Raw genomic sequence first — 25357 nt, forward strand, 5'->3', positions numbered from 1 at the left:
TGAGGCAACAGAGCCATCATTCAAAAACACCTATCCGGCTTTCCAGCCGCTTAAAGACGACTCCCACGCCGAGGTGCCTGCAGGCCCCGAGCCCACCGTTCCCGGTGGCTCCGCTCCAGAAGGACAAGCAGGCGCACAGCAGCAAGCTGCACAACAGCAGGCACCACAAACGACGCCTCCCCACCTTCAGGGAGTAGAGCCCGGACAGTACGTCATGCCACCTGGAAGCAGGAAAACCATTGAATCCGCGCGCATTGGTTCAATCAACCACATCCACGAGCAGCTGCCAGAGAAGCAGATCAATGGCGCAAAGGTCGATGTCTTCGGCACCCCTGCCACGGTATGCCAGACAGGTGATGGCTACAACATCACCTACATCCTCGCAGGGCCGAATACCAGCTGCGACTTTGCCCGCTCAACTGCCGGCCACCTTATGGGGCTCACCATAAGCTCTTTGGAGGATCTACGCGGATACGTCCCACCACAAATCTCGGTCACCAGTCCGGTTACCCACCAATCCTACGACCTCGCATGTAAGACCGACGAGCGCGAGATCATCCGTTGTACCGGCGGTAACAACGCCGAAATCATGATCGTGTAGCACCCACGCTAAAGAAGTAAAGCGCTAAGCCACGTGCATGGCTTAGCGCTTTTCGTTGTACCCCGTACGGGATTTGAACCCGTGTTACCGGCGTGAGAGGCCGGCGTCCTAGGCCGCTAGACGAACGGGGCTCGCTTAGCTGTCCGTTGCGGACTTGCTAAACACTATAGGATCCCCAAAAGGTTGCACAAATCGGCACGTAGAAGCACCTTTTACACAGATAAAATCCCGAACCTCGTTGCCGCTTTCGGCTGCGATGGAAACATTGGCTCTCAAGGCCTGGGCGCGGATCGAATCAGTGGTTATTCCGCTGGCGTGCCGTGGGCTGCTGGGGCCGGAGCACTTGTTAGTCATCGCTAGAGGTTCGGGAGGACACGTGCGCTAACAGCATGTGGTGCAAGGCTCCTACTTCGCTCGAGTGTTGGCTTTAAGAAGTTGTGGATTATGGCGATGCCGCCTAGTACTATCTGCTAGAGTCGCGTCGGCGATAGTGATGATTTTCAGCTTCCGCCATCCGCTCTCCTTTCTGTCGGGAATGCGTTGTACCTGCAGTGTATGACCAGAAAAGGCATACCGGTAGGACTTAGACCAATTGGACACTGGTTCACCCCCTGGTACTCCTGCGACTTTCCCGACTACCTCGCCGAAGTTCCTAGCCGGTATGGGGTAGAACCAGACCACTCAGATCGTGCGAGCAACCCACCCCTTTACTTGCCATCGTTGCAACCATTAGACTTGCATTAGATGCAAATAAGGGAGTCAGGTTATGAACAACGAACTCAAAGTCATTGACGAAGTTCAACAACGCACCACCTGGACACAGAGTTGGTGGGCGGTAGCAGTTGTAGCGCTCGGCGTCGGTAGCAGTCTTGCGCTATCCAAGCTGTCCTGGTGGTACACACTCGCAATCCTCATACCGACGTTCATTCTCGGCTTCCTCCTTAAGCACAAAATCGTGAACCCCTTCGTGCGCCTTGATCCCAACATGGGGCCAAGCAACGATCGTGCGACCTGGTCACGAGTACTACTGCCCGGTGCAATGATTTTCTCCACCACTCCGACACCTGATACATGGCCATGGATGATTACCAGTGGGGTCGTGGTTTCAGCAGCGACCGCTTGGATGCTCTACGAGAACAGCAACGCAGCCGTGAAGGGTATTAATGCCTAGGTACGATTCACAGGCTCCCGAGTTGGACCCAGTCATCCACCCGATTAACCGCCTCAGAATCTGCGCTGCGCTCTACTCCGCCGGCGCCACCGCAGGCCGGCAAATGAGGTACAGCAAGCTCGCCGAGTTCACCGAGCTCCCCGCCGATACGCTGTCCAAACAGCTAAAGTACCTCGAGGATCACGGCTACATTAGCCGCACCCGAGAGTACGGTTCTACCCGCGCGAAGGACGCCGTGTGGGTCGCGCTCACGGAGGCGGGCGCACAGGCTTACGTGCAGCACGTGGAGGCGCTTAAAGCTATGACTGAGGGACTATAGACTGTGCAGCCACCGCGTGATGCGATCCCCCAGCTGTGGAAACTCGGTATAGCCGTCACTCTCAAGGAAATGTCCAGCGTCGTGGATAGTGATGGGTGCGGCTGAGAGGGCGTCGGCAAGCTGCTGTGTGAGGGCGGGGTCTACTAGGACATCGTTGGTGGACACGAAGACCTCTGTGTGAGCGATGTGGGGCTTGACAGCAGGCACGTCGATGCGAGCCTGGCCAATGAACTCGTCAAGCTCTGGGATGACGCGAAGCTTCTCCACAAACCCAGAGACAATGAAGAGCCCAGGAAGCTCCCACTCGCCCTCCAAGGCCGTGAGATAGTGCAGCAGCGCGGTGCCGCCTAGGCTATGCGTGATGATGCCGGTATTAGCGTTTGGACGCCCAATATCGTTGCGTATCGCCTCTACCCACTCATCGAGCTTTGGAGCGTTCGGTTCCGGCAGCGCGATGGTTCGAACGGTGTGGCCATCGGCGGTCAACAGGCGCTCTAGCCACGGGAACCAGTGACTGTCTGGGCTGGCTTGGTATCCATGAACAATGTAGAAGTGCATGGTCGCCAATGATACGAAAAAAGAGTGGCAAGCTCATTGTGCTTGCCACTCTGTGGTGGTACCCCGTACGGGATTTGAACCCGTGTTACCGGCGTGAGAGGCCGGCGTCCTAGGCCGCTAGACGAACGGGGCTTAGAACTGTGACGACTTATTGCGAAGTGCTGCTGCACCTTGCGCAGTTATCACTGCTGGCCTACCAGGACTCGAACCTAGAATGACGGTACCAGAAACCGTTGTGTTGCCAATTACACCATAGGCCATTATCGCTTCGAACTAGCTCGGGGCTTTAACCCCTCGCTGCTCGCTGCAACGGTTTATAACTATATCCAGCACTACCGATACACACAAATCGCCAGGCCAGAAAGCATTTTCGGGGCGTTAGGAGTGACACCTAACGCCCCGAAATTACAGCTCTGTGAGACTGCCCAGGAGGACTACTCAGCGCTCCACGGCGCGAGCGCCTGCGCAGCCTTGAGTCGAGTCAGCGTGGACTCCTTGCCCAGCAACTCCATGGACTCAAACAGCGGCGGGGAGACCTGCTGACCAGAGATAGCTACACGCAGGGCACCGTAGGCCTTGCGGGGCTTGAGGCCGAGGTCGTCGATAAGCGCGGCGGAGAGAACCTTCTCAATCTCCTCCGTCTTCCACTCTCCGAGCTCCTCCAGCTTGGCGATGGAAACCTCCAGCGGCTGGACCGCATCCTCCTTGAGGTTCTTCCGGGCCGCCTTCTCATCCAGCTCCAGTTCGGCGTCCGGCGTGGTGAGGAAGGACATGAGGCCATAGGCGTCGGACAGCGTCTTGATGCGGGTTTGCACCAGATCTGCGGCGAAAGCGAACTTCTCCTCCGGATAGTCCGCCGGGAAGTCGGTGTACTCGGTGAGATAGTCGCGCAGGCGCTGCGCAAAGTCTGCCGGCTCCAGCAAGCGAATGTGATCCGCATTGATAGCCTCGAGCTTCTTCTGGTCGAAGCGAGCAGGGTTCCCCAACACGTCGTGGACGTCGAAGTTGGCGATGAGCTCGTCGACGGAGAAGATGTCCTGGTCCGCAGACAGGGACCAGCCCAACAGCGACAGGTAGTTGAGCATTCCCTCCGGGATGATGCCGTTGTCACGGTGATTGAACAGGTTGGACTGCGGGTCACGCTTGGACAGCTTCTTGTTCCCCTCACCCATCACGAAGGGCAGGTGGCCAAACTCAGGCGTCTTCTTGGCAATGCCGAGCTCCACGAGCGCCTCGTAGAGGGCGAGCTGGCGCGGCGTGGAAGACAGGAGGTCCTCTCCGCGCAAAACGTGGGTAACTCCCATAAGCGCATCGTCGACCGGGTTAACCAGGGTGTAGAGCGGCGCACCGTTCGAGCGCGCCACGACGTAGTCCGGCTGGGTCTCCGACTTGAAGGTCATCTCACCGCGCACCAGGTCGGTCCAGGACCAATCCTTGTCCGGCATGCGCAGGCGCCAGACCGGCTTGCGGCCCTCCGCCTCGAAAGCGTCGATCTGCTCCTGGGTGAGGTCGCGGTCGAAGTTGTCGTAGCCCAGCTGCGGGTCGCGGCCGGCTGCCTTGTGGCGCTCCTGCACCTCTTCGTTGGTGGAGTAGGCCGGATAGACGTAGCCGCCATCCTTCAGCTTCTGCAGGACGTCGGCGTAGATGTCCATGCGCTGCGACTGGCGGTAAGGCTCGTCCGGGCCGCCGACGTTGACTCCTTCATCCCAGCCGAGGCCAAGCCAGTTCAGGGAGTCGATGATGGCCTGGTAGGACTCCTCGGAGTCACGGGCAGCATCGGTGTCCTCGATGCGGAAGATCAGCGTACCGCCAGTGTGGCGGGCATAAGCCCAGTTGAACAGAGCCGTGCGGACCATGCCCACGTGGGGCGTGCCGGTGGGTGAAGGGCAAAAACGGACGCGGACGTCGGATGTTTTTTCAGTCATGCCCACCATCGTAGTTCAGCGCCGCATCGCCGCACCGCCCGCCCCACTTGGGGGTAGTTGAACTCCGTTTCCACTAAGGCTGAGCAGCACCTTTTCCTCACACTTAACGGTACTGGTTTCCATTACCTATAGTGAATTCTCGTTCAAGAACTGAAGAAAGGTCTCCCATCGTGGTTCGTACCCGCTACGCGGCTCTGCTTACGTGCGCCGCACTCCTCGCCTCTCCCGCCACCGCCGTTGCCGGTCCCGACGACGGCAAGCACGTGGCCACCCAAACGCACATCGACTCCCCCAAGGCATTTTGGGAGGGTAATTCTCTGACCCTCAAAAGCCATTCTGCAGAAAGCGACCACGACTTGGCCGACACCGTCACCTGGGTGGGCAAAGGCTGGGACCAGAACGGAACCAACCAATACCAGTTCACGGTCCCTGAGGACCCTGCACTTTCCTTCCTCGGAAAGGCTGGCACGACCTACTACATGGCACCCGCCCGCGTACAGGGCAGCCTGGACCCAGTGTGGATGGGCTTCGGTGCGGACACCGAGCTGCCTGTTGATGACTTCCGCGACAACATCGCTTCTCTCGACCTCCTCAGCGTTGATGGCCCCGGCGAGGTAGAGATGTTTGGCTACTACCCCGGCCCCGGCGGCCTGCAGCGCTTCTTCGGAACCACCGAGGGTGCCCCGCATTCTGCCTGGCTGACGAGCGGCACGCACACCCACAACTACACCGTCTTCACCAAGCCTGGGCGCTACCAGCTGACCTACCGCACCACCGCGCGCGACAAGGACGGCAAGCTCATCGCTTCCGCACCGACCACCACCTCCATCCAGGTGGGCGGTCAACGTCCGGCTGCCGATCCAACACCGTCACTCAAGGAGCGGTTCGACAAGGCCACCGCGGGAGATGCCAGCGCACAGGACTACCGGTTGACCATCGCTCCGAAGAAGTCCGGAGACAAGGACGGGGATGAGCGCCTCTCCTCCATCGACTTCACCGGCGGCAGCAACGGCACGCTCACGCTGCTGATCGACGGCTACTTCCTCACCGATCTGCCCGTGAAAGACGGTCAAGCACACTTCGATGAGTTCCTAGGCCCAGAGTCCTCCACGATCCAGGCTGTCTACACCCCGGAGGACGGCAGCCCGCGCTGGATCTCCGAGGAGCTCGCCTACTCAGAGAACGCCGAGCTTTCCACCACCTCGAAGAAGTCTGCGGAGTCCTGGGCAGAGACCACCAACCCCCGCCAGCTCTCCTCCGATCAAGAGGTTTCGGTATCTAACCCGGAGCTGTCCGCGCGGGCCATTCCGGAGGGCGAGGACGCAACACGCATCATCGTTGAGGCCGCCGATAAGAAGCTCGAAGGCTACGTCCATGGTGGCTTCTTCAGCAAGGGCAGCGAGCTTCCCGACGTGGAATTCGACGGGGTCATCAGCAACGGCCGCGCGGAGTTTGTGGTCGGCGCAGACGCAAGCTTCAACGGCAATACCGTGCGCCTGGATATCCTCCCGCACCCGAGCATCAAGCAAGATTCCGGAAGCATCACGCTCACCGAGAACTTCTCCTTTGGGCAGAAATACGAGGGCCGCGGCGCACTCGGCACAACCTCCAAGGCCCCTTCCACCAGCCCGGACAACAACACCAAGCCAGAGGCAGGAAAGTACACCGGTACGTGCGTTGACAAGGCGGTGCTCGACCATGGCCACGTCGATATCGCTGTCACTCGTGACGGCGATAAGTTCCGCCCCCGCCTCAAGGACGAGACGGCCATCGTAGACAAGAAGACTGTCGAGCGCCCGCTTGATGACGTTGTCCTCGCCATCCACAACAATGCCCTGCGCCCCCGCCCGGAGGCGCTCAAGGGCAAAGACTTCGACTACCTGGGCGAGGATAAGTTCTTCCTGCTCCCCCAAACCCAAGAGCAGAGCATCATCTGGCCGGGTTATAACACCCAGGCGCTTGACTACCAGGACTACAAAGACGGCACGGTCACCCTCAACATCAAGCCCGTTGAGATGCCCGACGGCGCACAGGTGGGCCTATTCACCACCGAAGGGTTGGGCAAGGGCTTTACTCCCTTGATCAACTCCGCCGAAGGTGACTACTCCATTGAGACCACCTTCGCCTCCCACACCCACACCAACTGGGCGTTTACGAAGCCGGGCATGTACAAGCTCGAGGTCAGCTACTCGGCTACCACTACAGACGGAAAAGAGATCACCTCTGAACCGCAGACGCTCACCGTGGCCGCCGGCGACGCCGCGATCAAGGACTGCGTGAGCGCGAAGGACGGTAACGAGGGCGGAAACAAGGGCGGAAACAAGGGCGAGGGCAACGACAAGCCCGGCAGCACCAAGCCGAACGACAACAAATCCAGCGGCGAGAAGAACATGAAATCTTCTATGCCCAAACTCGAGGGTTTGTGGGGCCTCGTGCTTCCCGTTGTCTTGGCCATCGTGTTCCAAGGTTTCCTCAACTTCTACAACAACCACCGCGGCCAGATTGAGTCTCGCCTCAACGGCTTGCTTCATCGCTAGAAAGGACACCGCGTGCACCGCACCACAGAACTGCACAGAGTCACTGCTGCCCTCTGCGCCATCGCCGTGGCGCTGGCAGTTGTCTTCACGGGCCATCCGGCCCCGGCCCGCGCCGATGGCGAGGTTTTCGACACCGGGCACGTTGACGCCTTCTATGTCTCCGCACCCGGCGGTGAGCTCACCTTGTCAATGAAGGAAGACATCACCGGTAGCGGTGTCGTCCGCCCGGGCAACGATGTCACCCTCAAAGTGGCCGAGGAGGCCTGGAGCGAGGCCACCGAGGGCATCGATGGAATTGGCGTACCGACGTATTACCTCCCCCAGACCCAGGACAGTTCGCTGCTCTGGCCGGGATGGGATACCCAGTCTGCACAATCGGCTGGCTACACCGACATCAACTTCGAGTTCGTTGAGGTCACCGGCCCCGGTGATATCTTCGTCTTCGAAACGGCAGGCTTCGGAGATATCCAGCCTGTCACCGACGCCGGCGCGCTGGACCTGGTGTCCGGGGACGTCATCAACCAGGCCTACCCGGCACACCGACACGTCAACTGGGCTTTTAGCGAACCCGGTATCTACACCATGACGGTGCAGGCAGAATCCAATGGGGACACGAGTAACCAGGTCACCTATACCTGGGACGTCGGTGATGCAGAAGCCACGCCCCGGGAAGAAGAAACGGATACGGACCACGGTGCTGAGAGCTCTGCTGAGCTCGACGACGTCACCCTGGGCGAGGCCTCTTCCGACGAACCTGCTTCTTCTAACTCGGGCTCACGCTCTGGGGACGGAAGCTCCGGAGGCGCTACCCGCGGTGCGGCGTCGGCTGCGGGAACCAAGGCCGCAGAACAACAGGCACAGGACAAGAATCGAAAAGACCGCTCAGAGCGCAAGGAAAGGAAGGAGCGCAAGCCTGCCCGCGTAGCCGACAAAACCACGCCAGCCGCGGAGAACGTGGACACGGTCGCTGCCGCCGGCTATTACGACAGCGGGCAAAACCTACTGCCGTGGGGCATCGGAATCTTGGGCCTTGGCATGCTCGTGCTTGGCTTGGCGCTAGCACGTCTCGCACTCATTAAGGGCCGCGACTAATGCCGCACGGAGTACGCACCCGGACGCACCCCATCGCGCTACTCTCGGCGGTGCTTATTGGCGCGTCCACGCTCAGTGGTTGCGCGAGCACCGCCAATGGGGACGATGCGAAGCTCAAGGTGGTGGCGACGACGCCGATTCTGGGGGACGTCGCCAAGCACGTGGCCGGGGACGACGCCGCGGTGACCACGTTGATTCCCGCGGGCAAGGACCCACACACCTTTGAGCCGAGCTTGCGCTCGGTGCGGGATGTCGCCAACGCGGATGTGCTGCTGGCCAATGGGTTTCTCCTCGAGCCGCAGAACCTGCTGAAGACGCTGCGGGAATCATCGGATGTTCCGGTCACCGAGGTAGCGGACCAAGCGTCCACGCGCGGGGCCCGTCTCGTGCCGCTGGTGGAAAACGTTGCCCTCGATGCCGTCTGGCTGGGGTTGCGTGTGCGCAATGCCCAGCCGGGTACAACGAGCGTAACCATGAGCCTGCTCGATGCCGAGGGGCCAGGCGATGTTGCGGCTTACGTCGTATCCACGTTTGGTACGCCCGAAGCACTCTTTAACACGGCTGATGGTCTGGACGAACGCGACGATTCCACGACGCTGCCGGCCAACGCCCACACGCACGTCTCGTGGGCCTTCACCAAGCCGGGCATATACCGTCTCACTTTTGGCGCAACGGATAGCTCCCCGCAGGAATTCACGGTGGCCGTGGGCGTACAGCCACCTGATGGAATGACCTCCCTGGATTCGGGACACGTAGATATCACCGCGGACTTGTCCACGGGCGAGCTCGATTTGGAGGATCAAGGCGAAGGTTTCGACCCGCGCACCACGGCGTTGAGCATTCCCAACTCCACCCTGCAGCAGATTCCGCCGGATCCTGCGTACCGCTTCCTAGGGCGCCCAGGTGACGAGACCTACCTGCTGCCGCAGGCGGTCCTGGGCAAGCACATCCACGGTGAGGTTGACCCGCACCTGTGGCACAACGCGGCCAACGGCATCAGCTATGCCGAGGTCATCGCCGAGCAGCTGGCCGTGGCGGATCCGTCCCACGGCGCGGACTATCGGGAGCGCGCTCAGGACTACATCGAGCAGTTGCACGACGCGGACGCGGAGGTGCGGCGGCTCATCGAAGACATCCCGGAGCGCAACCGGCACTTGGTCACACCTCATCACGGCTATGCCTACCTGGAACAAGGTTATGGCCTTGATATTGCGGGATTCGTCACTCCCAACCCGGCCATCGAGCCTTCACCGCGGGACGTCATCGCCCTGCGCCGCACGTTGGAGAATCTCCGCCTGCCCGCGGTCTTCGTCGAACCTACTCAACAGGCCAGCGCCGATGTCATCCGTGAGGCTGCCGAATCCCTTGGGATCGCGGTCTGCCCCATCTACGGCGACACTCTCGATGACACCGTCCCCACGTATCTCGACCTGTTGCGATTCAACGCACACTCACTCAACCGCTGCTTAGGCAGCACCACGAAGGAAACTCATGTCTAATCGCACCATCCACACACTAGGCACGTCCCTGGCGGCAACACTGACCGCTGCGGCGCTGGCTTTCGCACCGGTGACCGCGTGGGCCGGTGATCTGGCCCAGGTCGTGAGCGCCGATGAAGAGGTCGCCACACCTGGAACAGAGGCCACCATCGACCACGGTCACGTGGACCTCGGGCTGTTGCTTGTCGACGGGCAAGCCCAGTTCCTCGCCCGCGACGATTCAGCAGCCACGCCGGTGTGGCGTGATCCTGCTGACGTAGTCTTCGACGTCGGCGACAATGCCCAACTCACCCTTCCGGAGGACAAAGCCTTTTCCTTTGTCGGCGCCGAGCCCGGATCGCAGGTGTGGGTCGTTCCCCAAACAGAACAAGCCGACGTGCCGTGGCTGGGCTGGAATACCCAGGCGCCCTCGCTAACGGACAACGTTGACCGCGGCCTCACCATGGAGTTCTTGGGCCACCAAGGGCCGGGCGAGTTCTCGCTGTTCCTGCAAAACGGTGGCTTCGAAGAACCGCAGCTGCTGTGGTCCACCGCGACCGGGGCCACGGACGGTTTCTGGGTGGACCTGGGCACGCACACGCACGCTAACTGGGTATTTAGCGAACCCGGCATCCACCAGGTTCGGGTGCGCATGAGCGGGCAAGGCGCGGGCGAGAGCGCCGGGAGCGATGTCGCTGCCGAGGCCACGTTGACCTTTGCTGTCGGTGCAGGCACCGACGTCGCGCAGGCGCACGCCGCGCAGTGGGATCCGAGCGCCGTGTCCTCGGATGCCTCGGCGGGCGCCGCGGTGCCGGTGTGGGTCTGGGCACTCGCCGGTGCGGGCCTACTCGTCCTCGTCGGGGCTGTGTTTGCGGTGCTACGCGCGAAAGGCGGGCGCCGTGGCTAATCCCTTCATCTCAATCAACGACCTGGCAGTATCGCTTTCTGGCCGCCAGGTCATCGACGGCGCATGCTTCGACGTCAACCCCGGCGAGTTTATTGGGCTTCTCGGGCCGAACGGAGCCGGTAAGACCACGCTGATGCGCGCCGTTCTGGGGCTGGTTCCCTTCACCGGCACCATCGACGTCACCACCTCGTTGGGCTACGTTCCGCAGCGCCACGACGTGGAGTGGGACTTCCCCATCAGCGTGGCCAAGGCGGTGCTCAGCGGGCGCACGGGAATGGTGGGCTGGTTCCGGCGGCCGGGCCGGGCTGACAAGGAGGCTGCCCGCCGCGCCATCGAGTTGACCAATTTGGAAGAGTTCGCCCAGCGACCCATCGCGCAGCTGTCCGGCGGCCAACGCCAGCGCGTCCTCATCGCCCGCGCTCTGGCCTGCGAGCCCGAGGTGCTGCTTCTCGACGAACCCTTCACCGGACTCGACGCTCCCAACACCGAGGAGCTACTGACTCTTTTCCAGAAACTTACCGACCAGGGAAGCAGCGTGGTCATGTCCACGCACAACCTCTCCGAGGCCGCGCATTCGTGTTCGCGACTGGTGCTCTTTAACCGGGGGATCGTCGCGGACGGGCCCGCTGAGGACCTGCGCCTGACGCCGCAGCCGTGGAGCGAGACCTTCGGGGTATCGGCCTCCTCACCGCTGCTCTCTGCGATTGGGGTGGCGGCATGATCGACATTTCGCTTGTTGAGTTCTTCCAGGACCTGGCCAACCCGCACCTGGACTTTTTGGCCCGCGCGGTCGGCATCTCCATCCTCGCTGCAATCGTGTGCGGGGTGGTGGGGTGCTACGTCGTACTGCGCGGGATGGCCTTTATCGGCGATGCCGTCTCCCACGCGGTGTTCCCGGGTCTGGCTATCGCTTTCGTGCTCCAGGGCTCAGTGCTGCTCGGCGGCGCTGTGGCGGGCTGCACCGTCGCCGTGCTCATCGCGTGCTTCTCCCAGCGCCGCACGGTCCGCGAGGACTCGGTCATCGGTATCTTCTTCGCCGCATCCTTTGCGCTTGGCATGGTCATTATCTCCCGAGTGGAGGGCTATACGGCCTCGCTCACGAGCTTCCTCTTCGGATCGCTGACGGGTGTCTCCCGTGCAGATCTCTACACCGCGTTCACCGTCACGGTGCTCATCGTTGGGGCCGTGGTCTTGCTCGGCCCCCAGCTCACCGCCACGTGCTTGGACAAAGAGACCGCCCGCGCGATGGGACTGCCCGTCTTTGCTCTAGACATCGTGCTCTACCTCTGCGTGACCGGCGCGGTGGTCATCTCTGTGGGCACCATCGGCAACGTCCTCGTGCTCGCCCTACTCATTACCCCGGCGGCCACGGCGCGGCTGCTCTGTGACTCGCTGGGGTCGATGATGATCGCCTCCGCGGCCATCGGTTCGCTCGGCAGCTTCTTCGGCATCTATCTGGCGTGGGCCATCGATCTTCCCGCTGGGGCGACCATCGTACTGCTGCTTACTGCTTGCTTCCTCGCGGCGTGGGCGCTGTCCCCTCTTCTGCATTCTCGTCGTGCCACGGCGTCCTCCCCGCACCCATCTGAATCAAAGGAGTCCCTGTCCGCATGAATATCCGTCCCCTAACCTTGACTGCTGCCGCCGCTATCGCCCTGAGCTCGCCGACGATGATTGCTTCTGCAGCGCCCGCTGTTGCCGCGGAGCGCGCAGGCGAGTCCTCCTGCGATGCCAGCTCCCTGCATGCCTTTAGCCGCGGACACCAAGACCTCGCGCTGGTGGGAAATTCTGGCGATATCTCCTTCATCGCCCGCGACGATGAGTCCGGCAAGGACTACGATTCCGGCGAGTTCTACGTGGAGGTCGGCAGCAATGCCGCCTTCGATGAGTCAGCCGGAAGCGATATCCCGTCGAGTGGTTGGCAGATCCCCCAAACCCAAGACCCGGCAATCCCCTGGCTTGGTTTCAACACCAGCTACCTCGACCCGGCAACGGCCGAGGGCGCTACCCTGTCGCTAACGCTGCACAGCGCACCGGAAGGCGGACGTATGGTGGGATTCCAAAACTCCCTGGGTGCAGCGCCCACCGTCCTCTTTGATTCGGAAGACCCAGACATCACCTGGGACTACCCCGATCACTTCCACAGCCACACCGGGATCATTTTCACCGAGCCAGGCGCCTATGCCGCAACCTTCACGTTTACGCTCAACGATGGCTCGGAGCATTCCATCGACGTTCCTTTCCTCGTAGGTGAAGCGGAGCCCGACGAGGTGTGTCAACTGGATTGGGGTGCCAGTGCCGGCGCTGGGCAGGGCTCTGGTTCTGGCAGCGCGAAGAACCGCCCGCAGCAGTTGGCCAAGGAGATCAACGACACCTCTAAGTCCATCGCTCAGTTAGACAAGACGATGGATAAAACCTTCAAGGAGGCCGAGGCCGTCCTCAACGGCGCGCAGCCCTCCACGTCCAGAGACGCCAAAGACTCGAAGCAGTCTGAGCGCTCCGCGCGAAGCACCGAAAAGAAGCCGGCCGCAGATGCTTCTGAAAGAAGCCAACGTCCTGAGACGCAGGGCCAGCGCGCCCCACAGAACGGATCATCCCACACTGTGGAACAACAGAGAGATTCCACACATCGGAACACCTCGAACGGGCGCTCTGCTACTCGCGCGAAAGAGTCCGGGAATACCGCGGCGCCCAAGAAGGAACGAAGCACCAAGCATACCGCCGCGGCGCAGCGCCCCGCCCCAAGCACGGAGGAACAGCAGGCTGGAACCGCAAACATCCAGGCTATGAGCTATGGCGCACCGATGGCCGGCTTCTGGGCGGGCTTCCTTGCGGGCATGGGTTCCCTTGCGCTTCTCCTCGGTATCGGGCTGTTCATCGCTGTGCAGTTCTTCCGCCCGCGCAACCGCGACTAGTCCCCTAGGGGCGGTCACCCCGCATAAGGAGTGGATCTGGTTTCGGTAAGAAGGAAAGAAGGAACTAGAGTTATTCCTTATGTGTGAAAACAGACCCTCCACCGCCCCCGACTTCCTCCTGTCCCGCGCGACGGGGTCTGTGCGTACCCAAGGTTCGGCTGCGACCTTCAGCGATGTCGATGCCGCCGTAGCCGAGCTGCGTGCCGGCACGGTCCCGATGATCGTCGGAGCGCTTCCCTTCCACAAGGGAGATCCAGCCGCCTTGACAGTCCCGCGCAGCATCATCCGCGAGGACGGCCCGCTCGAGCCACATGCCTACTACCGCAGCGGCACGCTCAACGCGCGGGTTACCGGTTTCGATCCGGAACCGGAGGAACACCTTCGCCGCATTGAAGCAGCCATCGCCACGATCGAGGCGTCGAAGTTGGACAAGGTAGTCCTCGCCCGCGCCGTTGACATTGAGTTCCACGCCCCTGTCGATCCGCTCCTCGTCGCCGCACGGCTGATCGACCTATCCTCCCATCGCGATGGTTTCATCGCCGACCTCACCCCGGCGGGGCGACCCGGAGCGATGCTCGTGGGCTCTTCCCCGGAGGTGCTCATCAAAAAGCAGGGTTCAACAGTCACGGCCTTCCCCTTGGCCGGATCCGCGCCCCGGCAGTCGGATAAAGCACGCGACATCATGGCAGGTCAGGACCTGCACAATTCCGAGAAGGATTTGCGCGAGCATGCCTTCGTGGTCGACCACATCCGCCGCATCCTGCAGCCGCTGTGCGCGACTCTCGACGCCCCCGCCTCGCCCCAGCTCACCTCCACCAATGAGATGTGGCATCTGGGCACCCCGATTGCGGGAACCCTCAAGGACTCCAGCATTACGGCACTGGAGCTGGCCGAGTTGGTTTACCCCACCCCAGCTATTTGCGGCACCCCCACCGAAGCTGCACAGGCGCTCATCGAGACTGCTGAGACCGACCGCGGCTTCTACGCCGGCGCGGTGGGCTGGTGCGATGATTCCGGCGACGGCGAATACATGGTGGCCATCCGCTGCGCGGAGGTCGCGGGCGATGGCCTGTCCGCCCGCGCTTGGGCGGGCGGTGGAATCGTCGTGGATTCCGACCCAGCGGCCGAGCTTCAGGAAACCACAGCGAAGCTGCGCACCATTCTCCGCGCGCTCAACCTCTAGAGCAGCGCCTAAGCGCGCTCGATCGGGTTCTTCAAGCTACCTACGCCGGGGATCTCAATTTCGATGGTATCGCCCGGCACCATCGGCGCCGTGCCAGCCGGGGATCCGGTGGTGATGACATCGCCCGGCAGCAGGGTGTAGGACTGCGAGATCTCAGCGATAATATCGCCCATCTTCACGATCATCTGGTCGGTGTTGGAGTCCTGCTTCTGCTCACGCTTGCCATCGTGCGTGAGGTAGGCGTTAATCTTCTGGTCATCGAGATTGATGCAGTCCAAGTCCGTCTCAATCCACGGGCCCAGCGGGCAGAAGGTGTCGATGCCCTTCGCACGTGCCCACTGGCCATCCTGGAACTGCAGGTCACGCGAAGAAACATCGTTACAGATCGTGTAGCCAACGACGTGATCGCGCCACTTCTCTGGATCAATATTCTTTGACACCTTGGAGATCACCACGGCGAGCTCACCCTCGAACTCAACGTTGGTGGCGAACTCCGGAATCTTGATGGGCGCACCCGGGCCAATGACCGCGGTGGAAGGCTTGATGAAGATCGTCGGCGGCAGGTGCTCGGCAGACTCCTTGAAGACCTCCGCCACGTGGTCGGCGTAGTTGCGGCCGAGCGCTACGACCTTGGTCGGCAGGGTCGGCGCCAACAAGCGCACCTCACTCAGCGGCCACTCGCGGCCAGTGGGCTCCGGCGGCGTAAACGGTGTGCCGGAAATTTCCTTGGCCACCAGCTGATCCAGCGGGGCGTCGGCGGGACCATCGATGATGGCAAAACAGATACCTTCGGTGTGAGCAATTCGTCCTAAACGCATAACGGCCATACTACTCGCAAGGATTTTTAACACACGATCAGGGGTCTGCAGTAAAGGTTGCAAAGGAAGCGTTGTCTATCTCAGCGCTGGACGACGTCCCCCAGGGTCACCGCTCGCGTGCTCCCCCGCTGCGCTAGGTATAGCTCTGCGCAAGCCAGGGCGTCGCTGAGCGCATTGTGGCTGCCATAGCGCGGCAGACCATAGCGCTCACGGACTCGGGGAAGGCGTAGGTCCTCGCCGCGCGGGTAGGTGCCCATGCGCTCCATGTGGCGCCGCTCCAACGCAAAGGTATCCACCACGCTCAGCCGCGGGCGCTCTCCGAACACCGCGCGCGATGCCGCCTCAATGAATCCCACCTCCAGCGCTGAGAAGTGTGCGAGCAACGCGCGTCCCTGCACCGCCTGGCGCAACTGCTCCATGGCGCTCTCCAGCTCCTCTCCGGCGTCGATGACGTTTTGGGTCAGCAGGTGGACATGCGAGTCGTCGGCCACCTGCGCACCGCGCACCACGATATAGCCAGCACCGGATAAGTCGATGGTTCTGCCATTAACCGGAACCCAGCCAATAGAGACGATCTTCCCCGTGCGGGGGTTAAGGCTGGTCGTCTCCATGTCCACGGCCAACAAGCCCACGTCATCAAGGGGTGTGGTGCGCGGGGGCGCGCCCCAGTCCGCCCGGCGGCTCCAGCGATTCCACATCTAGATATTCCTCACCGGGTATTTGGTCGCGAGGGCATTCTGCATCGACTTGATCGCCCGGAAGGCATCGCGCAGGTGCTCGCGTTCCATGCGCCCCAGGCTCTTGGGGCCGATGTTGTAATTGGGCTGCTGTCCCTCGCGCAGCTGGTGGGCTTGGTGTTGGAAGGAGAGGGAGCGTAGGTAATCAAAGGCGTCGAGAAGCTCCTGCGCCCCCTGGTGGCTCACCGCGTTACCGGCGGCTTCTCTGAGACGCTGGCGGGTATCCACCACCGTCGAGCCGGAAGCCAAGGCGAAGAGCCGGGCCATCTGCACGATTCCGGCGGTCCCGCCCTTCTTGATGTCGAGGGTGTTGGCGTAGTCGCCATCGCGCTCCACCACGAGCCCCCGGAAGAAGGTCAGCGGCGGCTCGCGGCGCGCTGCCAAGCTGGCCAGGTGCGCGTGCAAGCGAGTTGCCCCTTTACCCATTTCTACGGCAGCAGTGTGGACTTCTCGGCCCAGCCCCTCGCTGCCATAGAGGACACGGAAATCGAAGAAGATCTGCGCGTTGAGCAGAGCCTCCGGTTGGGGCTCCCGGATCCACCTACGGAAGGTATCGATCCAGTGGGTCCGGGTCATCCGCCATTCTTCGTTCATCGCCATCATGTTGCCGGGGCAGAGAACTTGGCCGGCGTCGGCAAGCCCTTGGCAGACGAAGGAGCTCATCCGCGCGAAGTAGTCGCCGTGTACCGCGGCATCGTAGTCATCAGCGAGAACCAGAGCATTGTCCTGATCCGAGGCTAGCGCCATTTCCCGGCGGCCCTGCGAACCGACGGCCACGAAGGCATACTCGACCGGCGGGGGTCCGAGTTCCTCCTCGGCTAGCGTGCACAGTCGGCGGGCCACTGCATCGGCGGCGAGCGTGACCAGGCTGGAGGCTTCCGCCGGGGTGGAGCCACGCTCCACGTAACGCCCGGCCAGGCGCGTGGCTTCCTGAAAAGCGCCACGAAGCTCAGCGGCACTGCTGCGCCGTGAGAGATCCGCGGTGAGGTAAAGCGGGTCGTTATGGAGCAGGCGCGTAACGTCCGACTGCGTGACGATGCCCTGCAATGCGCCCTCGGTGACCACCGGCAGGTGGTGGATGCCTCGTTCGGCCATGTGCAGCAGCGCCTCCATGGCGGGGGCATCGGCAGATACCGTCAGCGGGTTGGGCGTCATGATCTCCCCCACCGCCTGGCCAGGATCGCGGTGAACGGCGAGCACGCGGGAGCGCAGATCGCGGTCCGTCACGATGCCCTTAAGGCGGGTGCCGTTCTGGTTCCCGGGCTCCACGACGAGGAGCGAGGACACACTCCGGTCAGTCATCATGCCAGCGGCTTCCGCGATCGTGGTGGTGGGCGGAGCGGTGAGCACGTCGGTGCGGATAAGGTCCTGCAGCGGCGTACGGAGAACATCCGTCGGTGCGGAATCGGACAGCTCGCGGGCTGCTGCTCGGATCTGGCGCGACTTGGCCGAAAAGAACCGTGCGATGTCTGGGTTGCGTTGGGCGCACTCGCTAAAAGCGTGCTGCGGCAGGGTGAAGACCAGACTGTCTTCGACGGCGACCATCTCATAGACGGAAACCGGCTCACCCTGCAGCGTGGAATAGCCGAAGGTCAGCCCGGGTTCGCGCCGATCGAGGAGGACGCCATCCTCTCCCAGAACATCTATTGCCCCGGTGCGGATGATGTGGAGAAAAGCATTCTCCTCCCCGAGCCGGACGGGGACATCCCCGCGGCGCAGGTAGATCATGCTCAGCTGTGCAGACAACGCGGTGAGCTCTTCCTCCGGCAGGCGGGAGAAAGGCTCGTGCTGGGCGAGGAAGCTAGTGACCTCGTCTATTTCGACGCTCATGCGCCAACCATACAGTGCTAGGCGCTCAGCGCGGAGGCGATTCGGTCACCAATTTCGGTGGTCTTTGGCTGTGCATCCCCACGGGAGGAGACGTCGGCAGCAACGGCCTCTTCAATGCGCACAGCGTTGTCCTCGTCACCGAGGTGGCGCAGCAGCATCGCGGCCGAGAGGATCGCCGCGGTCGGGTCCGCAATCCCCTTGCCCGCGATGTCCGGGGCAGAACCGTGGACAGGCTCGAACATGGAGGGATTCGCACCGGAGGCGTCAATGTTTCCGGAGGCGGCCAAGCCGATGCCACCGGTAACAGCACCGGCCAGGTCAGTCAGGATGTCACCAAAGAGGTTATCGGTCACGATGACGTCGTAACGCGCGGGATCGGTGACCATGTAGATGGTTGCGGCATCGATGTGGTTATAGTCCACGGTGACCTCCGGGAACTCCTGTGCCACCTCGTTCACGGTGCGCTGCCACAGCCCACCGGCATTGACCAAAACGTTGGTCTTGTGCACCAGCGTGACGTGCTTGCGGCGGGACATCGCGCGTTGGAAGGCATCGCGCACCACGCGCTCAACGCCGTAGCGGGTGTTTTGGGAAACCTCCGAGGCCACCTCGTGCTCGGTGCCCTCGCGCAGAGTTCCTCCGTTACCGCAGTACAGCCCTTCGGTGCCCTCGCGCACGACGACGAAGTCGATATCGCCCGGGTTCGCCAACGGCGAGGTAGACGTCGGGTACAACTTGGAGGGGCGCAGGTTAACGTGGTGGTCGAGCGCAAAACGCATCTTCAGCAGCAGGCCGCGCTCCAAGACGCCGGGCGGAACCTCACCGGGGGCGCCAATCGCACCGAGCAGGATGGCGTCGTGCTCGCGCAGGGAGGCCAGGTCGGCGTCGGTAAGCAGCTCTCCGTTGCGCAGGTAGCGTCGAGCACCCAGGTCGTAGTCGGTCACCTCGATGTCCTCGCGCACCGCGCGCAGAACCTTGAGCGCTTCCGCGGTTACCTCGGGGCCAATGCCGTCGCCGCCAATCACTGCAAGTTTCATTTTGTGGGATTCCTTTCTCACATATTGGATACTTGAGAGAGTACCACCCTCGAGCCCTCCATGAAGCCGAAACCCCCTGAAGAACCATGACTGGCTCTGCAGGGGGGCGGTGGACTCCACTCAGGTGCGGTGTAGATTAGGCATCCAAATCGAGCTGGTGACAGGTAGCCCCCAGCGCCGAGTTGATCTCCTCGACGAGCTCCTCTGGTACCTCGCGCTCGACGCGCAGAATGAGCACAGCGTCGGAGGCGTCCTTGCCCTGGGTCAAGGCGGCGGCGACAATGTTGATGCCGGCAGAGCCCAGCTTGGTACCCACGGTACCCAGCGCGCCCGGGGCATCCTTGTAGGAGAAGAAGAGGTTGCGGCCGGTAGCGCGCATATCGACGCCGCGGCCGTTGATGCGGATAATCTTCTCCACCCCGTCAATGCCGGTCAAGGCACCGGTCAGCTGCGATACCTTGCCGTTGGGGCCAATCACCCTGACGCGCACCGAAGAACGGTGGCCCTTCGACTCCACGTTGGTCTTCACGTCCACGGTCACTCCGCGGCTTTCGGCGATCTTCATTGCGTTAACGAAGGTGACAGCCTCCGAGACCACGCCGGAAAACAGTCCGCGAACAGCAGACAGACCAAGAGCCGAGACATCCTCGTTGGCCAGCTCACCGCAGGCCTCGACCTCCACGGCAACCGGTGCAGCATCCAGCAGGTTGCCGGCTACCAGGCCCAGCTTGCGGGTCAGGTCCAACCAGCCGGCGACCTCCTCGCCGACCCGTCCGCCTTCAACGTTGACGGCATCCGCGACGAACTCGCCGGCCAGCGCCTTCAGCACGGAGGCGGCGACGTCGGTACCGGCGCGGTCCTGCGCTTCGACCGTGGATGCACCCAAGTGCGGGGACACGGTAACTTGCGGAAGCTCAAACAGCGGGGAGTCCGTGCAGGGCTCGGAAGCATAGACATCGAAGCCTGCACCGCGGTGGTGGCCGGACTTGATGGAGGCAGCCAGGGCTGCTTCATCGACGAGGCCGCCGCGGGCGGCGTTAATGATGATCTGGCCCTTCTTGGCCTGCGCCAAAAGCTCGGCATCGAACATGCCGGCGGTCTCCGGGGTCTTGGGCAGGTGGATCGTCACAAAGTCAGAGCGGGACATGAGCTCCTCAAGGCTCACCAGCTCCACGCCCAGCGCCGCCGCACGGGCCGGGTTGGCATAAGGATCGTGCGCGATGATGGTGGTCTCAAAGGCCGCCAGGCGCTGGGCAAAGAGCTGGCCGATGTGGCCGAAGCCCACGATGCCGATGGTCTTGCCATAGATCTCGACGCCTTTAAAGGACGAGCGCTTCCACTCGCCTTGGCGCAGCGACTGATCCGCCGCCGGGACTTGGCGCGCGGTGGCGAGAAGCAGTGCGATGGCCTGCTCGCAGGCGGAGTGGATGTTGGAGGTCGGCGCGTTGACAACCATGACGCCACGCTCGGTAGCAGCGGGGATATCAACGTTGTCCAAGCCAACGCCGGCACGGCCGACGATCTTCAGGTTCTCTGCGGCGGCCAAAACCTCCGCGTCCACGGTCGTGGCGGAGCGGACGAGGAGCGCATCGGCCTCAGGCACTGCGGCGAGAAGCTCCTCACGGTTTGGGCCATCAACCCAGCGAACCTCAACGGTGTCACCGAGGGCATCAACAGTGGATTCGGCAAGCTTATCGGCGATAAGTACGACCGGCTTCGACATAACTTCCTTTACTAGTCAGAATTGGAGATGCCGAGAAGTGTAGTTTATTCTTTCCAGCCCTGAGTGATTTTATGCGTGAATTCTGTCACTGAACCGAATTCCGGTCCGAGGGCCACGATAGGCCCCTCCGACAACCCTGCCGTTATCGCCGCGCCGGCCTTCGTCGCCGACGGATCTGGCTCGGTCATGACGAAGACCGTGCCACCGTAGGCGGTGGCGTTGACCACGTTGGCTAGGGGGCTTTCCGCGGTCGCCACAATCACCGGCGCCATTTGTGCGTCGCGGCGCGCCTGGGCTGGAATAGCCGGCATCTTTTCCTTCGTTATGTGCTGCGGCAGGGGCTCCCAGGCGGCCTTGAGCTCCGTCTTCGTAGAGGAATCCAAGCGCGCAATGTTGTCAACCATGCGCTCGCGTTTCATGACTACCTTCGACGTGAAGCGAAAAGCGGTGTACTCCCCCAGCGCCTTGGTGTTTCCTGGGTCATGGATAACTTCAAGTTGCCCGTTCTGGCTGGCCCACGGAACGTTACCGATAACGAGGAGCTGGTCTACGTCGAGATCAGTGAGCAGCTGTGAAATCTGCGGGCGAATCGACGCATCGTACGTCACCATGGGCACGCGCTGCGACACGCTCAACGTCGCCGCGCGCAGGGCCGCGGCATCCGTCTCTTCGGCGAGGATCAGCGTATTGCTCTCCTTGAAGAACAAGCGCGCAGAGTCTATGCCCCAGCGGTCCCCCACCACGGTGACCTCGTTGGCGAATTGGGGGTCGATAAGCCGCAAGCGGTTCTCCTCGCTCGCGCGGGCCAGGTCGATGTCCGCTTCGGGGAGGGCGGTGATGTCCTGCGTGAGGATCGGCTCGCCCCGCCCCAGCGAGGAACAGCCCGCAGCGCCCAGGGCCGTCACGACTAGTAGCAGCGCTACAGGCACGACCTGTAGCGCACGTGGAGAAGGAACCTTAACGCGCAAAGGCCTGCGGGCCCTCCTCGCCGCCGGAAAGGTTCGCCTCATCCACGTCGCGCACCACCTGCTTGTTGAGTGCATATTCGACGATGCCGACAAAGCGCTCGCGGCGATCGGCGAAGAACTGGTGCGCGGTCTTCGCAGTCAGCAGCTCCGGATCTAAGTCGTGGGAGGCCAACACACTATCGAACTCGGCATCCTCCATGATCGACTTTGACTGCACGCGCGGCAGGTAGCGCTCGGGCGAATGCCCGTCCAGAACCACCTCGGTGCGCTTGCCCATCGGTGTGCGGTTGAGCACGGAGTTCGCCAGCACGCCGCTGATACCGTGGCGCTCGCACCAGCGAAGCGGGAAGACCGGGAAGAATCCCGGCTGCAGCTCCTCGAAGCTATGGCGGTTGAAGGCGCGCCCCGTCCGCCAATCCTTGGCGCCGCGTGCCATGAGCAGAGCGTAGAGGCCGTGCCATACGCCGTCGTTCTCCCCCACGGACAGCAAGCGGGACTCGCGGAAGGAAGCATCGCGCACCGTCTTCGGAACGCTCTCGGTATCGCCGGCAACCCAGCTGGTCACCTCGTCGACATCACGGGCAGCGCGCAGCTTGACGGCCGAGGAGCCGTAAAGCTCACCGAAGACACCGCTCCAGAACCACTGGTTGAGGCGGTCCCAGGCGTCTTGGGTAGATAGCACGCCCTTCTTCTCAGCCAGACGTGCCAGGATGACCGCCAGCGGGATAATCTGCTCGGAATAAGGCACCTGCTCCAGGGACAGGATGCAGCGCTCAGCCAAGAACTCGGCGACCTCACGGAAGGTAATCACGAGGGTCTCCGCGGCCTTGCGGTACTCAGCGAGCGTCAGTTGCAGGATGTCTTCGCGCTGACCACCAGCGTTGCCCTTCTCCCCCGACACCAGCAAAGACACGGCCGAGAGGAACTCGTTGCGGCCAATGCCGTCGAGCGCCGGGAAGGAACGCAGCTGCTTCTCGACGGCCGCCCAATCCTCCGCCAGGTGGAAGTCCGGGTCTTCGGAGGCAAAGACAGCCGTGAGCAGATCGAAGACATCCATCTGCAGACCAGCGGAATTTACCTGCGCAAAGATCGAGCCGATACCGGCGCTTGCCGTCTCCCGGGAGAGGCGGATCATCGGCACGGTGTACCCGGACAGCGGGCGCAGGATGCGGTTGTTGAAGGCTGCAACCACATCACGGGTGGCACCATCGTTGGCGGCTGCGAGCTCGAAGAGCATGCTGGTGCCTTCCTCGCTCAACAGGGCTGAGACCGGGATGCAGCACTCTTCGATTGCGGCTTCGCGGTTGTTCAAGGAACCTTCGATATCCGGCGCGAAGTGGGAGCGCAGCTCGCCATGCTGGTTGACGGCGAAGACGGCTTCGTCCGGCATGATGTCCTCCGAGGTCGCTATGCGCAGGTCCACGTAGTACTTGCGGGAGACCTTCTTGGAACGAAAATCAGTGGTATCGACGAAGCCCTCGCCGCGGAAGCAGTGATACAAGGTGGTAAGGCGCTGCTGCCCATCGAGCAAGAGCAGGCCCGGGTTCACCCCGGTATCCGGAGCCCCAGCCAATGGGCGGGGGCGAAAGCGCATGGTTTCGTTGCGGGTATCCAAGGCCATAAATGCGCCGAGCGGGTAGCCGCGCAAGACGGTGACGATCAGCGATCTAATGCGGTCCTCATCCCAGGAATAAGAGCGCTGGAAGTCAGGCAGCTGAATATCACCGCGATCGATGCGAGCGAAAAGGTCATTAAGGTCATAACTTGGCGTAGAGAAACCCATGGCCTCGAGCCTACCGCCAAATGTGGGAACGTGCCCGTTTGTGCGCGAACATCACATTGCGGGCACCAAGCCCCGGGTATTGAAAAATCCCGCCAGCCGGTGGCCAGCGGGATTACTCAGATCCAGTGCGATTTATGCAGTTGCATCCAGCGGGTTCTTGACCCAGCTCATGAGATCTCGCAGCTTCTCACCAGTCTTCTCGATCTCGTGATCGTTGTAGCTGGCGCGCAGCTCCTCGAGCTCCTTGTTGCCACCCTCAACGTTGGCGATCAGGCGCTTGGTGAAGGTTCCGTCCTGAATGTCGGACAGGATGTCCTTCATGCGCTGCTTGGTGTCGGCGTCGATGACGCGCGGACCGGAGATGTAGCCACCGAACTCTGCGGTATCAGAGACCGAGTAGTTCATGTTCTTGATGCCACCCTCGAACATGAGGTCAACGATGAGCTTCAGCTCGTGCAGGCACTCGAAGTAGGCCATCTCCGGCTCGTAACCGGCTTCCACCAGCACCTCGAAACCGACCTTCACGAGCTCCTCGGTACCACCGCACAGAACGGCCTGCTCACCGAAGAGGTCGGTGACGGTCTCGGCTTCGAAGGTGGTCGGGATAACGCCGGCGCGGGCGCCGCCGATGGCCGCGGCATAAGACAGTGTCAGCTCGCGGCCCTCGCCCTTCGGATCCTGCTGGGTAGCGATCAGGCAGGGCACGCCCTTGCCGTCGACGAACTGGCGGCGGACCAGGTGGCCCGGGCCCTTCGGCGCAACCATACCGATGGTGATGTTCTCCGCCGGCTTGATCAGTTCGAAGTGAATGTTGAGGCCGTGGCCGAAGAACAGAGCATTGCCGTCCTCCAGGTTTGGCTCAATGTCCTCGGCGAAGATGGTCGCCTGGGACGTATCCGGGGCTAGCAGCATGATGACGTCAGCCCACTTGGACGCCTCAGCGTTGCTCAGGACCTTAAAGCCAGCCTCTTCCGCCTTCTCGCGGGACTTGGAACCCTCGCGCAGGCCGATCGCCACCTCAACGCCAGAGTCACGCAGGTTCATTGCGTGGGCGTGGCCCTGGGAGCCATAGCCAATGATGGCGACCTTGCGGCCCTGGATGATGGACAGGTCGGCATCGGAATCGTACAGAGTCTCAATAGCCATGTTGTTGTTCCTTCTCTCTGTGGTTCGTTGTCACTACTCAGTGAATAGTGACGTGGTCTACTGAATTTGTATCACATTTTGGGACAAGATGCCCACAATGTGAGATTATTTATTTGCTCGGTGCCATCGCCTTCGGGCCACGCCCCAGCGCGACGTTTCCGGACTGCACCAGCTCACGGATACCGAAGGGCTCGAGGACGTCGAGAAGCGCCTGCAGCTTGCCCGGCGTACCGGTGGCCTCCACCACCACGGACTCCGGCGATACGTCCACGATGCGGGCGCGGAAGATGTTCACCGCGTCGACCACCTGGGGGCGGTTCGAGTTATCCGCGGCCACCTTGACCAGCATGATGGCGCGGGCAATGGTGTTTTCTTCCTCCAGCTCCACCACCTTGAGCACCGGAACAATCTTGTTGAGCTGCTTCGTCACCTGCTCGATGACAACCTCGGAGGCGTCCACAACGATGGTCAGGCGGTTGATCCCCTCGGTTTCGGTCCGCGCGGAGACCAGCGAGATGAGGTTGTAGCCGCGGCGGGTAAACATACCGGTCACGCGGGAGATGATGCCCTCAATGTCCTGGACCCGCACGGACAGGATGTGTCGGGTGATGTCGTCTTTAGCCATTGTT

General features: G+C 62.1%; 22 protein-coding genes and 3 tRNA genes. 11 read left to right on the forward strand and 14 right to left on the reverse strand.

Features of this window, described 5'->3' with window-relative positions:
* On the forward strand, positions 1–601 hold a 601-nt coding region (locus tag HMPREF2993_RS08665; RefSeq protein ID WP_070701948.1), incomplete at its 5' end, for a hypothetical protein.
* A gap of 58 nt (positions 602–659) precedes the next feature.
* Here the strand turns inward: HMPREF2993_RS08665 and HMPREF2993_RS08670 are convergent.
* A tRNA-Glu gene (locus HMPREF2993_RS08670) sits at positions 660–732 on the reverse strand.
* A 635-nt stretch (positions 733–1367) separates the two neighbouring features.
* Between HMPREF2993_RS08670 and HMPREF2993_RS08675 the strand changes: the two genes are divergently transcribed.
* Both HMPREF2993_RS08675 and HMPREF2993_RS08680 read left to right on the forward strand, forming a co-directional pair.
* Positions 1368–1772 (forward strand): hypothetical protein, encoded by a 405-nt coding sequence (locus tag HMPREF2993_RS08675; protein WP_070701949.1) that lies wholly within the window; start codon positions 1368–1370, stop codon positions 1770–1772.
* Positions 1765–2091 (forward strand): transcriptional regulator, encoded by a 327-nt coding sequence (locus HMPREF2993_RS08680; protein WP_070701950.1) that lies wholly within the window; start codon positions 1765–1767, stop codon positions 2089–2091. Before HMPREF2993_RS08675 ends, HMPREF2993_RS08680 begins: the two co-directional genes overlap by 8 nt.
* Here HMPREF2993_RS08680 and HMPREF2993_RS08685 read toward each other — a convergent pair.
* The 4 genes from HMPREF2993_RS08685 to gltX all read right to left on the reverse strand — a co-directional run bounded on the left by HMPREF2993_RS08685 (position 2086) and on the right by gltX (position 4583).
* Positions 2086–2649, reverse strand: coding sequence for an RBBP9/YdeN family alpha/beta hydrolase (locus tag HMPREF2993_RS08685; protein ID WP_070701951.1), 564 nt, complete (start codon positions 2647–2649; stop codon positions 2086–2088). The two genes, HMPREF2993_RS08680 and HMPREF2993_RS08685, sit on opposite strands and share 6 nt — an antisense overlap.
* A 56-nt stretch (positions 2650–2705) precedes the next feature.
* Positions 2706–2781, reverse strand: a tRNA-Glu gene (locus HMPREF2993_RS08690).
* Positions 2782–2837: 56 nt separating this feature from the next.
* Positions 2838–2909: transfer RNA gene (locus HMPREF2993_RS08695), tRNA-Gln, on the reverse strand.
* A gap of 174 nt (positions 2910–3083) precedes the next feature.
* Positions 3084–4583 carry a glutamate--tRNA ligase gene (gltX, locus tag HMPREF2993_RS08700; RefSeq protein ID WP_070701953.1) on the reverse strand — a complete coding sequence of 500 codons (1500 nt, stop codon included), beginning with the start codon at positions 4581–4583 and terminating at the stop codon, positions 3084–3086.
* A gap of 161 nt (positions 4584–4744) precedes the next feature.
* Here gltX and HMPREF2993_RS08705 point away from each other — a divergent pair, with 161 nt between their 5' ends.
* The 8 genes from HMPREF2993_RS08705 (at position 4745) to HMPREF2993_RS08740 (ending at position 14686) form a co-directional block, all read left to right on the forward strand.
* The gene (locus tag HMPREF2993_RS08705; protein ID WP_070701955.1) at positions 4745–7111 is read left to right on the forward strand and encodes a choice-of-anchor M domain-containing protein; all 2367 of its coding nucleotides are present in this window, start codon (positions 4745–4747) and stop codon (positions 7109–7111) included.
* Positions 7112–7123: 12 nt separating this feature from the next.
* Positions 7124–8203 (forward strand): choice-of-anchor M domain-containing protein, encoded by a 1080-nt coding sequence (locus tag HMPREF2993_RS08710; RefSeq protein ID WP_070701957.1) that lies wholly within the window; start codon positions 7124–7126, stop codon positions 8201–8203.
* Positions 8203–9702: an anchored repeat ABC transporter, substrate-binding protein gene (locus HMPREF2993_RS08715; RefSeq protein WP_046648116.1), complete on the forward strand. Its 1500-nt coding sequence runs from the start codon at positions 8203–8205 to the stop codon at positions 9700–9702. The genes HMPREF2993_RS08710 and HMPREF2993_RS08715 overlap by 1 nt, the downstream gene beginning before the upstream one ends.
* Entirely contained in the window at positions 9695–10588 is an 894-nt protein-coding gene (locus tag HMPREF2993_RS08720) for a choice-of-anchor M domain-containing protein (protein WP_046648115.1), read from the forward strand. Before HMPREF2993_RS08715 ends, HMPREF2993_RS08720 begins: the two co-directional genes overlap by 8 nt.
* Positions 10581–11309 carry an anchored repeat-type ABC transporter ATP-binding subunit gene (locus HMPREF2993_RS08725; RefSeq protein WP_046648114.1) on the forward strand — a complete coding sequence of 243 codons (729 nt, stop codon included), beginning with the start codon at positions 10581–10583 and terminating at the stop codon, positions 11307–11309. The genes HMPREF2993_RS08720 and HMPREF2993_RS08725 overlap by 8 nt, the downstream gene beginning before the upstream one ends.
* On the forward strand, positions 11306–12202 hold the full coding sequence (locus HMPREF2993_RS08730) for an anchored repeat-type ABC transporter permease subunit (RefSeq protein ID WP_049156511.1): 897 nt from the start codon (positions 11306–11308) through the stop codon (positions 12200–12202). The genes HMPREF2993_RS08725 and HMPREF2993_RS08730 overlap by 4 nt, the downstream gene beginning before the upstream one ends.
* Complete coding sequence (locus HMPREF2993_RS08735) at positions 12199–13503, forward strand: choice-of-anchor M domain-containing protein (protein ID WP_070701958.1); 1305 nt, start codon at positions 12199–12201, stop codon at positions 13501–13503. Before HMPREF2993_RS08730 ends, HMPREF2993_RS08735 begins: the two co-directional genes overlap by 4 nt.
* 79 nt (positions 13504–13582) lie before the next feature.
* A complete protein-coding gene (locus HMPREF2993_RS08740) occupies positions 13583–14686 on the forward strand; it encodes an isochorismate synthase (protein ID WP_070701960.1) in 1104 nt (367 codons plus the stop codon).
* Positions 14687–14694: 8 nt separating this feature from the next.
* Here HMPREF2993_RS08740 and HMPREF2993_RS08745 read toward each other — a convergent pair whose 3' ends face one another.
* From HMPREF2993_RS08745 to ilvN, 9 genes are all read right to left on the reverse strand, one after another.
* Entirely contained in the window at positions 14695–15504 is an 810-nt protein-coding gene (locus tag HMPREF2993_RS08745; protein WP_185963798.1) for a fumarylacetoacetate hydrolase family protein, read from the reverse strand.
* 80 nt (positions 15505–15584) lie between these two features.
* The gene (locus HMPREF2993_RS08750) at positions 15585–16202 is read right to left on the reverse strand and encodes an exonuclease domain-containing protein (protein ID WP_046648110.1); all 618 of its coding nucleotides are present in this window, start codon (positions 16200–16202) and stop codon (positions 15585–15587) included.
* Complete coding sequence (locus HMPREF2993_RS08755; RefSeq protein ID WP_070701966.1) at positions 16203–18071, reverse strand: DUF294 nucleotidyltransferase-like domain-containing protein; 1869 nt, start codon at positions 18069–18071, stop codon at positions 16203–16205.
* 17 nt (positions 18072–18088) lie between these two features.
* On the reverse strand, positions 18089–19108 hold the full coding sequence (locus tag HMPREF2993_RS08760; protein ID WP_070517515.1) for a 3-isopropylmalate dehydrogenase: 1020 nt from the start codon (positions 19106–19108) through the stop codon (positions 18089–18091).
* A 136-nt stretch (positions 19109–19244) separates the two neighbouring features.
* Entirely contained in the window at positions 19245–20831 is a 1587-nt protein-coding gene (serA, locus tag HMPREF2993_RS08765) for a phosphoglycerate dehydrogenase (protein WP_049156496.1), read from the reverse strand.
* Positions 20832–20875: 44 nt separating this feature from the next.
* Positions 20876–21760, reverse strand: a complete 885-nt coding sequence (locus HMPREF2993_RS08770) for a hypothetical protein (RefSeq protein ID WP_070511654.1) — start codon at positions 21758–21760, stop codon at positions 20876–20878.
* Between the two features lie 28 nt (positions 21761–21788).
* Positions 21789–23582, reverse strand: a complete 1794-nt coding sequence (locus HMPREF2993_RS08775) for a GmrSD restriction endonuclease domain-containing protein (RefSeq protein ID WP_070511653.1) — start codon at positions 23580–23582, stop codon at positions 21789–21791.
* A 132-nt stretch (positions 23583–23714) separates the two neighbouring features.
* A complete protein-coding gene (gene ilvC, locus HMPREF2993_RS08780; protein WP_049156493.1) occupies positions 23715–24728 on the reverse strand; it encodes a ketol-acid reductoisomerase in 1014 nt (337 codons plus the stop codon).
* 109 nt (positions 24729–24837) lie between these two features.
* A complete protein-coding gene (gene ilvN / locus HMPREF2993_RS08785; RefSeq protein ID WP_010186907.1) occupies positions 24838–25353 on the reverse strand; it encodes an acetolactate synthase small subunit in 516 nt (171 codons plus the stop codon).
* Between the last annotated feature and the right edge of the window lie 4 nt (positions 25354–25357).

Origin of the sequence: Corynebacterium sp. HMSC068G04, assembly GCF_001814885.1 — a bacterium.
Lineage (GTDB): Bacteria > Actinomycetota > Actinomycetes > Mycobacteriales > Mycobacteriaceae > Corynebacterium > Corynebacterium hiratae.

Excerpts from the sequence above, each read along its gene's own strand:
- HMPREF2993_RS08675 (WP_070701949.1), top strand. The coding sequence starts at position 1,368 with ATGAACAACGAACTCAAAGTCATTGACGAAGTTCAACAACGCACCACC.
- HMPREF2993_RS08755 (WP_070701966.1), bottom strand. The coding sequence starts at position 18,071 with ATGAGCGTCGAAATAGACGAGGTCACTAGCTTCCTCGCCCAGCACGAG.
- HMPREF2993_RS08685 (WP_070701951.1), bottom strand. The coding sequence starts at position 2,649 with ATGCACTTCTACATTGTTCATGGATACCAAGCCAGCCCAGACAGTCAC.
- serA (WP_049156496.1), bottom strand. The coding sequence starts at position 20,831 with ATGTCGAAGCCGGTCGTACTTATCGCCGATAAGCTTGCCGAATCCACT.
- HMPREF2993_RS08720 (WP_046648115.1), top strand. The coding sequence starts at position 9,695 with ATGTCTAATCGCACCATCCACACACTAGGCACGTCCCTGGCGGCAACA.
- HMPREF2993_RS08750 (WP_046648110.1), bottom strand. The coding sequence starts at position 16,202 with ATGTGGAATCGCTGGAGCCGCCGGGCGGACTGGGGCGCGCCCCCGCGC.
- HMPREF2993_RS08735 (WP_070701958.1), top strand. The coding sequence starts at position 12,199 with ATGAATATCCGTCCCCTAACCTTGACTGCTGCCGCCGCTATCGCCCTG.
- HMPREF2993_RS08775 (WP_070511653.1), bottom strand. The coding sequence starts at position 23,582 with ATGGGTTTCTCTACGCCAAGTTATGACCTTAATGACCTTTTCGCTCGC.
- HMPREF2993_RS08680 (WP_070701950.1), top strand. The coding sequence starts at position 1,765 with ATGCCTAGGTACGATTCACAGGCTCCCGAGTTGGACCCAGTCATCCAC.
- HMPREF2993_RS08745 (WP_185963798.1), bottom strand. The coding sequence starts at position 15,504 with ATGCGTTTAGGACGAATTGCTCACACCGAAGGTATCTGTTTTGCCATC.
- HMPREF2993_RS08740 (WP_070701960.1), top strand. The coding sequence starts at position 13,583 with ATGTGTGAAAACAGACCCTCCACCGCCCCCGACTTCCTCCTGTCCCGC.
- HMPREF2993_RS08730 (WP_049156511.1), top strand. The coding sequence starts at position 11,306 with ATGATCGACATTTCGCTTGTTGAGTTCTTCCAGGACCTGGCCAACCCG.
- gltX (WP_070701953.1), bottom strand. The coding sequence starts at position 4,583 with ATGGTGGGCATGACTGAAAAAACATCCGACGTCCGCGTCCGTTTTTGC.
- HMPREF2993_RS08760 (WP_070517515.1), bottom strand. The coding sequence starts at position 19,108 with ATGAAACTTGCAGTGATTGGCGGCGACGGCATTGGCCCCGAGGTAACC.
- ilvN (WP_010186907.1), bottom strand. The coding sequence starts at position 25,353 with ATGGCTAAAGACGACATCACCCGACACATCCTGTCCGTGCGGGTCCAG.
- HMPREF2993_RS08715 (WP_046648116.1), top strand. The coding sequence starts at position 8,203 with ATGCCGCACGGAGTACGCACCCGGACGCACCCCATCGCGCTACTCTCG.
- ilvC (WP_049156493.1), bottom strand. The coding sequence starts at position 24,728 with ATGGCTATTGAGACTCTGTACGATTCCGATGCCGACCTGTCCATCATC.